Genomic DNA, 11,587 nt, shown 5'->3' with positions numbered 1-11,587 from the left:
GCGTCGCGCTTCAGGTTCGGATCTGCGGCTTGAGTGCGCCCATGTGGCGTTCGCGGACCACGCCGGTCCACAGCCCCAGCCCGTAGGCCACGTCGTCGAGACGTTTGAGCAGCAGGTAGCTCAGCAGGCCGACGCGATGGGTGTCCTCGGCGACGCTGTTGCGGCGGTTGGCCCAGTCGGCCAGACCGTCCACGACGGCGGCGACGAGCACCACCTGGCGGCATCGGCGGAAGAACACCGCGGCCAGCAGCGCCACCGGCCAGTAATGCCGGCAGATGGCCGAGGCCACCTGCAGGGCGGCGCCCCACAGCCCGCCGGCGGCCACCGCGGCCACGTCCTTGGGACCGGTGTCGACCGACTCCAGTGACGCCGAGATGCGTCTGCCGAAGAACGCCGCGACCACCGCGGCGAAGAGATAGCCGTAGCCGGATCTGGTCGCCACCAGCAGCCAGAGCACCAGCATCCACCGTGACAACACCATCGGTGCCGTCTTGCCCGGATGCCGGACTGCCAGCGGGGCCGCGGACTGCCCGTAGAAAGCCTTGCGCTGGAACCATTCCCGCAGCTGGGTTCGGTGTTCGTGGCCGACCAGCGCGATGGGTTCATAACGCAACCGGGCACCGGCTTCGATGAACCTCCAGCAGAGGTCGACATCTTCCCCGGACTCCATGGTCTCGTCGAAGCCGCCCACCTCGGTCAGCGCACTGCGCCGGCAGATGATGGCGGCGCTGGGCACGTAGGACACCGTGCCGTAGGGCACCACCGGCGCCTCCCGCATGCCCAGATCCAACGAGGAGCGCACGGCCTCGTACCGGGCGACCAGATTGTCCGGCTCGTTGAGGCTGATGATCCTGGGAGCGACCAGCGCGACAGCGGGGTCGCAGAAGTGGCCGAGCAGCGCTTCCATCCAGCCGCGGCGCGGGACCACGTCGGAGTCCAGGAACGCCACGAAGTCGGTGTTGCAGGCACGCAGGCCGGTGTTGCGGGCGGCCGCCGGGCCCCGACTGCGGGCATGGCGCAGCACCCGGACCTCACAGCGCGCGCCTTGGAAATCGGTGTCGGTCAGCGGTTCGGCGGACCCGTCGTCGACCACCACCACGTTCATGCCGCGCAGCGCCCGCACCAGCCTGCTGACCCCGAACACATTGTCGCGCACCGGAATCACCACCGTCACATCGTGATGTGACGGACCGCTGGGGGGACGCGGGTGCGCGACGGTGGCGTCGAGCAAAGTGCGGGCCAGCTGCGCCGACAGCGCGTCGTGGACCTCCAGGCGGCCGTCGTCGATCATCGTCTGGGCCACCGGAGCGAGCCGCAGCAAACGGGTGGGCGAGCCGCCGAGCAACGCCGATCCGGCACCCAGCACCTTGACCCGGCGGTCCACCTGGACGGCGAATCCGTCGGGCAGGCGCGGCCCGGTCATGTCAGCATCCCGTGCCCGTTCGGCGTCCAAGTCAGGAGTTTGCGGGCACACCCGTCGACCATATCGGCAAAGTACCGTTGCCCGTCGGCCACCGTGGCGGTGGTCGGATCCCCGAGCACCCCGACCGCGCTGACCGCCGCCACACCGCCGGCACGCATGGCGTGCATCAGTTCGGCCAACGGCGCGCTGTTCCCCGGCACCACCGCATCGGTGTGTACGGCCTCGGGCGAAATATGTAGCAATACAGATGTTTCGGTGTGCCCGGCGTGCGCGTCCGCACCGGCGACCATGCACGAGCTCCAGCTGACGTCGCGACCCTCGGTACGCAACAGTCCGACCGCGCCGGCCAGCGCTTCGACATTGCCGCCGTGCCCGTTGACGAAGACCAGCCGGGAGGCCCAGTTGCAGGCGGACCGGCCGAACTCGACCAGCAACAGCCGTAGCGCCTCGGTGCCGATCGAGACCGTGCCCGCGAATCCCTCGTGCTCGCCGCTCGCGCCGTAGCTGAGCGCGGGGGCCAGCAGCCATCCGGCGCCGAGCCGCGCTGCCACCGCGCGTGCCACGGCGGTCGCAATGCGGGTGTCGGTGTCCAGCGGCAGGTGCGGGCCGTGCTGTTCGGTGGAGCCGATCGGCACGATGAGCGCAGGCGATCCGCCGGATTGCTGGTTGCGTGGGGTACCAAGCAGTCCACTCGACGTCACACTGCCGAGCTCCCCGGGTAAAGCCACTCGGTGATGGTAGGCCGAATTCACCTGGTGTGCACCGATTGTTGGCGCATGCGCGGCAATTGATTTCCGCGCCTGTCGGCCAGTCGGCGGACAACCGGTCACGTCCGTCACGTCAGTCACGTCCGTATCAGGCTACCGGCGTGTCAGGACTGCGGCACTCCGAGCGTCCGGGTGAAGCCCTCGGGGATCAGGATGTCCTCGCGCGTCAGATCGTGGATCGAGGACTTGCCCAGACCCCGCAACGCCGAGTCGATGCCTCCGGACAAGATGTCGAGCACGTTCTCCACGCCGGCCTGTCCATTGGCCGCCAGGCCCCACAGGTAGGCCCGTCCGATCAACACCGCGCGGGCGCCGAGGGCGACAGCCTTGACGACATCGCTGCCGCGCCGGACGCCACCGTCCAGCAAAACTTCGACCTGATCGCCGACCGCGTCGGCGATGGCCGGCAGGCAGCGGATCGCGGCCGGGGTGCCGTCCAGGTTGTTACCACCGTGGTTGGACACCGTGATGGCCGAAACACCGGCATCCACAGCACGTTTGGCGTCATCGACGCGAACCATGCCCTTCAGCAGGAACGGCCCGCCCCACTGCTCGCGCAGCCAGGCCACATCCTCCCAGGTCGGCGGCGGGGTGCCCATCCACTGACCGTAGGCCTCGAAGAACGTCGGGCCGGCCTCACCGCGGCGGCCCTGGTTGGGAACTCGCAGGTCCGGCGGTCGCAGGGTCTTGGCGAAGCTGTAGAACCAGCGCGGCTTGGTGATGACCTCCGGTGCCATCTTCACCATGGTCTTGAGGTCCATCTGCTCCGGGATCTTGGGGCTGCCCCAGTCCCGGCCGTGGCTGAAGCTCCAGTCGGTGGTCAGGATCAGACCGACCGCACCGGCCTCGCGGGCCCGCACCATGCGGGCCAGGATCTCGTCCCGGCTGCCCAGCCAGTAGATCTGAAAGAAGATCTTGCCGTTGACGGCGGTCACTTCCTCCATCGGCTTGCTCGCGAACGACGACAACCCCATCGCGGTGCCGCGGGCGGCCGCCGCCCGGGCCACGGCCACCTCGCCGTCGGGGTCGACCGCCTGCACGCCGGTCGGCGAGATGACGACGGGCATCGAGATGTCCTGTCCCATCACCGTTGTCGCCATCTCACGCTTCTCGGTGGCACCGATGACATGCGGGGCGAAGCCGAGCTGGGAGAACGCCTCGACGTTGTCGGAGACCGATACCCCCTTCTCGCTCGCCGAGATCAGCGAGGAGTAGGCGGAGCGGGGCAGCCGTTTCTTCGCACGCTGTTGGGCGATGGCAACGGTCTCGAACCAGGTATCGCGAGCCATGATCTCTACACAGGACTTTCGTTACAGAACTTCTTGGGCGGGACGGTGAGCAGTTTGAGCGGGATCGGGCCCTTGCGCCCACCCGCTCGGGAATGGTCGACCGAGGACTTGGGCTTGTCCCGTTCGGCGGCCAGGGCGGGTTCGCCGTACCCCTGCACGCACTCGGGGTCGGGCCCGTCCATGGGCAGACCGGTGAAGAACTTGGCCGCCATGCAACCGCCCCGGCAGGAGTCGTAATGCGCGCAGCCGCTGCAGGCCCCGGCGGACTGCGGTTCGCGCAGCTCCTGGAACAACGGAGACTTCTGCCAGACGTTCTTGAATCCGGTGCCGAAGCCGGTGTCCTGCAGGATGTTTCCGGCATGGAACTTCTCGTGGATGGCGAACGGGCAGGCGTACACGTCGCCGATCGGATCGATCAGGCACACCACCCGGCCGGCACCACACAGGTTGAGCCCGGCCAGCGCGCCCGGCTCGCCCAGACCCGACAGGTGGAAGAACGAGTCACCGGTGAGGACTCCCTCGCCATGGGCGACCAGCCATTCGTAGAGCTGCACCTGCTGCACCGGCGTGGGATGCAGGTCGTCCCACACATCGGCGCCGCGACCGGACGGCCGCAGCCGGGTGATGCGCAGGGTGGCGCCGTAGGTGTCTGCCAGCGCCTTGAAATCGTCGAGCTGGTCGACGTTCTGGCGGGTCACGACCACCGAGATCTTGGCGTCCTTGAAGCCGGCGTCCTTGAGGTTCTCCAACGCCCGGATCGCCATCGCGAACGAACCGGGACCACGCACCTCGTCGTTGACCTCGGCGGTCGCACCGTCGAGCGAGATCTGCACGTCGACGTAGTCGCTGGCGGCGAGTTTGGCCGCCACCTCACGGTTGATGCGAACCCCGTTGGTGGAGAACTTCACCCCGACGTGATGTTCGGTGGCGTAGTCGACGAGTTCCCAGAAGTCCGACCGGACAGTGGGTTCCCCGCCGCCGATGTTCACGTAGAACACCTGCATGCGTTCGAGCTCGTCGATGATGTCCTTGCACTGCTGAGTGCTCAGCTCACGGGGATCGCGCTTACCCGACGAGGACAGGCAGTGCACGCAGGACAGGTTGCAGGCGTAGGTCAGTTCCCAGGTCAGGCAGATCGGGGCATCGAGCCCGTGCTCGAACTGCTCGACCAGGCGGGGAACTTTCGTCGGTTCCGGGGCTGAAACGGGCACGAGCGCCGGGGGCAGGACGGCGGTCATCTAGATCTCCTTGGCAACGAGCATGTTGGATTTCACCAGCACACTGAGCGCATGTAGGTACGGGCCTTGGGCGTCGTCGTCGATTCCGGCGGCGCGGCAAGCGGATCGGATGTCGGGGTGCTCGTCGAGCGAGTTGACCACCGCGACGATCGTCCGGTTCTTCAGGAACGACAACTTGCGGGTACCGAAGTGGTACAGCAGCGCCCCGAACGGCTCCGGCCGCACCGCCACCTGGTGGTGCAGCCGCCAGCCGCGATCGGGGTCGAACGCCACTGCATCAGCAGTGGGTGCGCTCACGATCAGTAAACCCCGCACATACCGTCGATCGAGACCTCTTCGACGAGGGACTCGGTGACGAGCTGCGCTTCGGTCTCAACCTGCTGATTCTGGTCCATGGGGGTCGCACCTTTCTTGGCTGTGATACGTCTAGGTCATCGACAATTGTGACCTGGGTCGCAAGAATATGGCATCGAGTGCAGAAATGGAAGGGTGGGTTTCATGGCGAAGTCGTCCGGGCCCCGTGTCGGTCGCCGGCCGTCCACCACCCAGGACCACATCACCTCCGTCGCGCTGGAACTCTTCGCCAGCCACGGCTTCGACGAGGTCAGCGTCGACGATGTCGCACGGGCGGCCGGAATCGCCCGCCGCACGCTGTTCCGCTACTACCCGTCCAAGAACGCCATCCCCTGGGGCGACTTCGACGCGCACCTGAACCTCATGCGCGAACTGCTCGCCGAGGGCGATCAGCGCGGTGACATCGCCGTGGCCCTGCGCACCGCACTGCTGGCGTTCAACCGCTTCGACGATGAGGAACGCCATCGCCAGCGCATGCGGCTGATCCTGGGAACCGATGCGCTGCAGGCACATTCGATGACCATGTATGCCGGCTGGCGCACCGTGGTGGCCGAGTACGTGGCCCGCAGACGCGGCGAGGAACCGGGCGGCCTGGTCCCCCAGACCGCCGCCTGGACACTGCTGGGTGTCGCGCTGACCGCCTACGAGCAGTGGCTGGCCGACGAGTCGGTCTCCCTGGAACACCTGCTGGGCGATTCTTTCGACGTGGTCGGCCGCGGCCTGCACACCCTCTGAGCGATTTGAGGAGTTCTTGTCGGAACCATTCCGACAAGAACTCCACAAATCGCAGGAAAGTGGGGGTGTCGGAGTTCGGCCCCGGACGGCGACGATAGAGGTGTGAGCGTCGAATCGGGTCACCGCGATGCCCCTCGGGAGCTACTTGAGCTCTACGACGAGGCACTGCCTGTGGTGTACGGGTACTTCACCCGGCGCTGCGGTGACCGCGCGGCCGCCGAGGATCTCACCTCGGACACCTTCCTGGCGGCCATGGATGCGGCGCGCAAACCGGCACCGCCGCCGATGACGGTGCCCTGGCTGATCGGGGTGGCCCGGCACAAGTTGGCCGACCACTATCGCCGCCGGCACGACAGGTTCAGCGTGCCCGTCGCCGAACTGCCGGAAGCGATCGATCCCGTGGACGACTGGGATGCCGAACTGGACCGCATCGTCGCCGAGGCGGTGTTGGCACGGTTGCCCGAACACCACCGCACCGTGCTGGCGCTGCGCTATCTCGACGACTGCTCGGTGCCCGAGTGCGCGGCACTGATCGGGCGCACCGTGCACGCCACCGAAACCCTGCTGGTGCGGGCCCGCCGCGCCTTCAGATCGCAATACCCGTCACCGGAAGGAGGGCCGTCGTGAACAACAACCGGGACATCAACAACCAGGATCCGCTGGCCGTGCTGCACGGCGACGAAGTCCCGGTGGCACCCGATCCGGCGTTCGCGGCCCGACTGCGCGCACGACTGGAATCGGCCCTCACCCTGCCCGCGAACGCTGAAGGAGTTGTCATGAGTGGCACCGATACCGCTATCGCAGAACTGAATTCGACCACCGCCACCGCCCCGCCGAGGCCGGCGGCCATCCCCTATCTCGCGGTGGCGGATGCCAAGGCCGCCATCGCGTGGTACGTCGCGGCGCTGGGCGCCACCGTCATCGGCGATCCGATCCTGATGGGCGACGGGCGGGTCGGCCATGCCGAACTCGCCATCGGCGACGGGGTGCTCTACCTGGCCGACGAATTCCCCGAGTTGGGTCTCAAAGCGCCTGCTCCGCAGTCTGTCTCGGTGAGCTTGATGCTGCCGGTGACCGACACCGACGCCGTCCTGCAGCGCGCCCGCGAGCACGGGGCCACCGTGCTGCGCGAGGTCTACGAGGACCACGGTGCCCGCGGCGCGACGATCATCGACCCCTCCGGACACCGGTGGATGCTGTCCGGCCCGATGACCGGCGCCCCGGTGCAGATCAAGCACGGCGACGTCGGCTACGTGTCGGTCAACACCCCCGATGCAGCCCGGGCCGCGGCGTTCTACTCGGCAGTGCTCGGCTGGTCGTTCGACGGGCACCACGTCGCCGGCTCCAGCCTGTCCATGGGCATCTTCGAGACCGCGGGGCCCAGCACGCTGTTCTGCTGCTACGCCGTCGATGATCTGGACGCCGCCCGCGAGGCCATCGTGGCCGGCGGCGGCACCGTCGGCGAACCCCAGCAGCGCGAGTTCGGCACCGTGCTGGACGCGGTCGATCCGTCCGGTGCACCGTTCGCGGTGTACCGGGACTCGGTGGGCACCCCACGGCCTGCACTCAACGGCACTGGGCCCGGCGAACTTTCGTACATCACGTACTTCGTGGAGAACTCGGCCGACTTCCGGTCGTTCTACTCCCGGGTGCTGCACTGGACCTTCGAATCCGGGCGGGTCGACGACGGTTGGGCTGTCCAGGAATCGCATCCGATGGCCGGTGCAGCCGGCGGAAACGCGCAGCCCGCGACGGTGCCGATGTGGAACGTCGAGGACATCGACGCCTCGGTCGAACGGGTCCGGGCGGCCGGCGGGACCGTCCTGGAGGAGCCCTCGACACAGTCGTACGGCAAGTCCGCGTTGTGCACCGATGACCAGGGCGCCCGGTTCTACCTAGGTGAGCACTAGGCAGGCAGCACGTCGGCGATGGCGGCACCGGAGGCGATCTTGCCGCGGGCCTTCATCACCTTGCCGGGCATCCCGCCACCGACCACGGCGGTGACGATGCCGTCGCGCTCGTAGTAGGCGAGAAACTTCCGACCGTCGTCCTCGACGATGTGCACCACGTCGTCGGCCGCGGGCTCACCCAGGCACTGGATCTTGACGTCGTACTGGTCGCTCCAGAAGTACGGCACCGAGATCGCCGCGCTGCCCGGTTCCTGACCGAGGATCGCCGGCACCAGCACCCGGGCCTGCTCGGCGACGTTGCTCCAGTGCTCGACGCGCACCTGGTGCCCCACCTCGGAACGCCAGGAGGCCACATCGCCGATGGCCCAGACGTGTTCGGCGCTGGTCCGGCCGGCGTCATCGCACACCACACCGTTGTCCACCGCGATGCCGCTGCCGTCGAGCCAGCCGGTCACCGGATGCGAACCGATGCCGACGACGACGACGTCGGCGTCCAGCTCGGTGCCATCGGAGAGCACGACCTTCTCGACCTTGTCCACACCGGACACCGAGGCCACACCCACGCCACACAGCACCTGCACACCCTCGGCCTCGTGCAGCCGGGTCACCAGCGCGCCGATCTTCTCGCCGAGCACCGAGGCCAGCGGGGTCGGCTGCGGCTCCACGATCACCACGTCGACACCGAGCTGGCGCAGGCTGGSGGCGACCTCACACCCGATGAAGCCGGCGCCGACGATGACGGCGTGCCGGGCGGTCGCGGCGTGGTCACGCAGTTCGGCACTCTCGCCGATCGAGCGCAGCACCCGGATGCCCTCCAGGTCCGGGAAGGACGGAATGCGCTTGGGTGCAAGGCCGGTCGCGATGACGAGCTCGTCATACTCGAGCGTCGAGCCATCGGCCAGGGTCAGCGCCTTCGCCGCGGTGTCCACCGACTGCGCGGCCGACCCGAGCCGCAGCGTGATGTCGGCCTCGTCGTAGAACTCCTGCGGCTTGAGCACCACGTCGTGCTCGGGGTTGCGCAGAACTTCCTTGGACAGCGGCGGCCGGTCGTACGGCAGATGCTGCTCGTCGCTGACGATGGTGATCGGTCCGGTGTATTCGGCGCGGCGCAATTGTTCGGCCGTGCGGGCTGCAGCCAGCCCACCACCGACAATGACGATGCCCCCATTGGTTGCCACGTGGTGTTTCTTACACGATGGCGCGCTTCTGTAGTCCACCACCCCGGCGGTACCGCTCAGGACCGGGTGCGCTCGATGATGTTCGACAACACCACGATGCTCTCGCTGCGCTCGATGTCGGCGCTGGCCCGGATTCGCTCCAGGGCGTCCTCGAGGTGGCGCATATCCCGTGCCAGCACATGCAGGATGGCATCCGCGGTACCCGTCACCGTGGCCGCGCTGACCACCTCCGGGATGTCCACCCAGGCCCGGTGCAACTCGCTGGGCGCGATGGTGCCGTGGCAGTAGACCTGCACATAGGCCTCGGTGGTCCAGCCGAGGGCATTGCGATCCACCACCGCGGTGAACCCGCGGATGACCCCGCTGTCGAGCATGCGGTCGACCCGCCTCTTGACCGCCGGCGCCGACAGATTCACCCGCTGCCCGATCTCGGCGAAGGTGGCGCGCGCATCGTCGGTCAGCTCGGCGAGGATGCGTTCGTCGGTCTCGTCCATCGCCCATCACCCCCTGCGAACAACAAATCACCGCTCGGAGAGCTGTGACGCAATGAATCGATACTACAGACGCAATACACGGCGATTGATTGCACCAGCGATAGCTAATACCGTCATGATCATGACGGTCTCCGATCTCACCGCCACTACTACGCTCGTCCGCAAGGCCCGCACCCGCCACTTCGTGATGACGGCACCGCGCCACTTCGCCGTCGAGTACGCCATCAATCCGTGGATGGACACCAGCGTCCCCGTCGATGTGCATCTCGCCCTGCGCCAGTGGGAGACGCTGCGCGACACCTACACCCAACTCGGCCACACCGTCGACCTGGTGGAACCGGTTGCCGGGCTGCCGGACATGGTCTACGCGGCCAACGGTGGACTCGTCGTCAACGGCCGGGCGGTCGTCGCGAACTTCACCTTCCCGCAGCGTGCCGCTGAGGCCGACGCCTACGCCGCGTGGATGGCCGAGTCCGGTCATCAGCCCGCGCGCACCCGCCACCACAATGAAGGCCAGGGCGATCTGCTGGTGGCCGGGTCGATGGTGTTGGCCGGCTACGGTTTTCGCACCGACCGGCGCGCGCACGACGAGGTCGCCGCGATCACCGGACTGCCGGTGATCAGCCTGGAACTGGTCGATCCGCGGTTCTACCACCTCGACACCGCGCTCACGGTGCTCAGCGACGGACCGGATGTCACCGTCGCCTATTACCCGCCGGCGTTCTCCGCGGCCGCACAGGCCCGTCTGCGTGAACTGTTCCCCACCGCCATCGAGGTCGCCTCCGCGGACGCCTTCGTGCTCGGCCTCAACGCGGTCTCCGATGGCCGCCACGTCGTCCTGCCGATCGGTGCGACCGGATTCGCCGACCAACTGCGCGACGCCGGATTCGAACCGATCGGGGTGGATCTGTCCGAGCTGCTCAAGGGCGGCGGATCGATCAAATGTTGCACACTGGAGGTACACCCGTGACAGTCGTGGATGCCGTCAGCAGCCGGACGAGCGCGGCGATCGCACTCGACGACCGCTACGCGGCGCACAACTATTCCCCGCTGCCCGTTGTCGCGGCGTCGGCCGAGGGTGCCTGGATCACCGACGTGGACGGGCACCGTTATCTGGACTGCCTGGCCGCCTACTCGGCGGTGAACTTCGGTCACCGCAATCCGGTGATCACGGCCGCCGCGCACGCCCAGCTCGATGCCGTCACGCTGGTGAGCCGGGCATTTCACTCCGACCGGCTCGGCCCGTTCTGCGAGGCGCTGGCCCGCTTGTGCGGCAAGGACATGGTGCTGCCGATGAACAGTGGCGCCGAGGCCGTCGAGAGCGCGATCAAGGTGGCCCGCAAATGGGGTGCCGACGTCAAGGGTGTTCCGGCGGGGCAGGCCAATATCATTGTGGCCCGCAACAACTTCCATGGCCGTACCACCACCATCATCAGCTTCTCCGATGACGAGACGGCCCGCGGTGGGTTCGGCCCGTTCACCCCCGGCTTCCGTGCGGTGCCGTTCGGCGATGCCGATGCCGTGGCGGCGGCGATCGACGAGAACACCGTCGCCGTTCTGTTGGAGCCGATTCAGGGCGAGGCCGGCATCATCGTGCCTCCCGCGGATTTCCTGCCCGGGGTGCGCCGGCTGTGCACCGAGCACAACGTGCTGTTGATCGCCGACGAAATCCAGTCCGGTCTGGCGCGCACGGGCCGGACCTTCGCCTGTGACCACTGGGGCGTGGTGCCCGACATCTATCTGCTGGGCAAGGCACTCGGCGGCGGAGTGGTCCCCTTGTCGGCGGTGGTGGCCGACCGCGACGTGCTGGGCGTGCTGCACCCCGGCGAGCACGGCTCCACCTTCGGCGGCAACCCGTTGGCCGCCGCCATCGGTTCCACCGTCATCGGCATTCTGGAGACCGGTGAATACCAGTCCCGCTCAACCGAACTGGGCGCGCACCTGCACACCCGGCTGGCCGGCGTACACGGTGTCACCGCGGTGCGCGGCATGGGATTGTGGGCGGGCGTCGACATCGACGCCCGGTTCGGCACCGGCAAACAGGTGAGCCTTCGGTTGGCCGAACGCGGCGTGCTCGTCAAGGACACCCACGGTCACACCCTGCGCTTCGCCCCACCGCTGGTCATCACCAGGGACGAGATCGACTGGGCGGTGGACCGATTCGCCGAGGCGATGATTTCCGGCAGCTGAGCTGAACCT

General features: G+C 67.8%; 13 protein-coding genes. 5 read left to right on the top strand and 8 right to left on the bottom strand.

The window, feature by feature from the left end; all coding sequences use genetic code 11:
• Window positions 1–10: 10 nt before the first annotated feature.
• From mftF to mftA, 6 genes are all read right to left on the bottom strand, one after another.
• Entirely contained in the window at window positions 11–1,423 is a 1,413-nt protein-coding gene (mftF, locus tag ASE48_RS10420; protein ID WP_057167009.1) for a mycofactocin biosynthesis glycosyltransferase MftF, read from the bottom strand.
• Window positions 1,420–2,175 carry a mycofactocin biosynthesis peptidyl-dipeptidase MftE gene (gene mftE / locus ASE48_RS10415; RefSeq protein ID WP_057167008.1) on the bottom strand — a complete coding sequence of 252 codons (756 nt, stop codon included), beginning with the start codon at window positions 2,173–2,175 and terminating at the stop codon, window positions 1,420–1,422. Before mftE ends, mftF begins: the two co-directional genes overlap by 4 nt.
• Before the next feature lie 119 nt (window positions 2,176–2,294).
• Window positions 2,295–3,479, bottom strand: a complete 1,185-nt coding sequence (gene mftD, locus ASE48_RS10410) for a pre-mycofactocin synthase MftD (RefSeq protein ID WP_057167007.1) — start codon at window positions 3,477–3,479, stop codon at window positions 2,295–2,297.
• Between the two features lie 5 nt (window positions 3,480–3,484).
• Window positions 3,485–4,717, bottom strand: a complete 1,233-nt coding sequence (gene mftC / locus ASE48_RS10405; protein ID WP_057167006.1) for a mycofactocin radical SAM maturase — start codon at window positions 4,715–4,717, stop codon at window positions 3,485–3,487.
• On the bottom strand, window positions 4,718–5,032 hold the full coding sequence (gene mftB / locus ASE48_RS10400; protein WP_057167005.1) for a mycofactocin biosynthesis chaperone MftB: 315 nt from the start codon (window positions 5,030–5,032) through the stop codon (window positions 4,718–4,720).
• Window positions 5,017–5,112 carry a mycofactocin precursor MftA gene (gene mftA, locus ASE48_RS32135; protein WP_073856536.1) on the bottom strand — a complete coding sequence of 32 codons (96 nt, stop codon included), beginning with the start codon at window positions 5,110–5,112 and terminating at the stop codon, window positions 5,017–5,019. The genes mftB and mftA overlap by 16 nt, the downstream gene beginning before the upstream one ends.
• A gap of 103 nt (window positions 5,113–5,215) precedes the next feature.
• Here mftA and mftR point away from each other — a divergent pair, with 103 nt between their 5' ends.
• The 3 genes from mftR to ASE48_RS10385 all read left to right on the top strand — a co-directional run bounded on the left by mftR (window position 5,216) and on the right by ASE48_RS10385 (window position 7,716).
• Entirely contained in the window at window positions 5,216–5,806 is a 591-nt protein-coding gene (gene mftR / locus ASE48_RS10395; protein WP_057167138.1) for a mycofactocin system transcriptional regulator, read from the top strand.
• A gap of 102 nt (window positions 5,807–5,908) precedes the next feature.
• The gene (locus ASE48_RS10390; RefSeq protein WP_057167004.1) at window positions 5,909–6,433 is read left to right on the top strand and encodes an RNA polymerase sigma factor; all 525 of its coding nucleotides are present in this window, start codon (window positions 5,909–5,911) and stop codon (window positions 6,431–6,433) included.
• Window positions 6,430–7,716 (top strand): VOC family protein, encoded by a 1,287-nt coding sequence (locus ASE48_RS10385; RefSeq protein ID WP_235571002.1) that lies wholly within the window; start codon window positions 6,430–6,432, stop codon window positions 7,714–7,716. Before ASE48_RS10390 ends, ASE48_RS10385 begins: the two co-directional genes overlap by 4 nt.
• On the opposite strand, the gene ASE48_RS10380 is transcribed toward ASE48_RS10385, so the two are convergent.
• Window positions 7,713–8,894 (bottom strand): NAD(P)/FAD-dependent oxidoreductase, encoded by a 1,182-nt coding sequence (locus ASE48_RS10380; RefSeq protein ID WP_057167003.1) that lies wholly within the window; start codon window positions 8,892–8,894, stop codon window positions 7,713–7,715. The two genes, ASE48_RS10385 and ASE48_RS10380, sit on opposite strands and share 4 nt — an antisense overlap.
• 56 nt (window positions 8,895–8,950) lie before the next feature.
• Window positions 8,951–9,388, bottom strand: a complete 438-nt coding sequence (locus tag ASE48_RS10375; RefSeq protein WP_057167002.1) for an Lrp/AsnC family transcriptional regulator — start codon at window positions 9,386–9,388, stop codon at window positions 8,951–8,953.
• 121 nt (window positions 9,389–9,509) lie between these two features.
• Here ASE48_RS10375 and ddaH point away from each other — a divergent pair, with 121 nt between their 5' ends.
• Together ddaH and rocD are read left to right on the top strand one after the other, a co-directional pair.
• Window positions 9,510–10,358, top strand: coding sequence for a dimethylargininase (gene ddaH / locus ASE48_RS10370; protein WP_057167136.1), 849 nt, complete (start codon window positions 9,510–9,512; stop codon window positions 10,356–10,358).
• Window positions 10,331–11,578 (top strand): ornithine--oxo-acid transaminase, encoded by a 1,248-nt coding sequence (gene rocD / locus ASE48_RS10365; protein WP_156409143.1) that lies wholly within the window; start codon window positions 10,331–10,333, stop codon window positions 11,576–11,578. Before ddaH ends, rocD begins: the two co-directional genes overlap by 28 nt.
• Window positions 11,579–11,587 lie beyond the last annotated feature (9 nt).

Origin of the sequence: Mycobacterium sp. Root265 (assembly GCF_001428895.1) — a bacterium.
Lineage (GTDB): Bacteria > Actinomycetota > Actinomycetes > Mycobacteriales > Mycobacteriaceae > Mycobacterium.
This window is presented reverse-complemented; position numbering and strand designations above follow the sequence as displayed.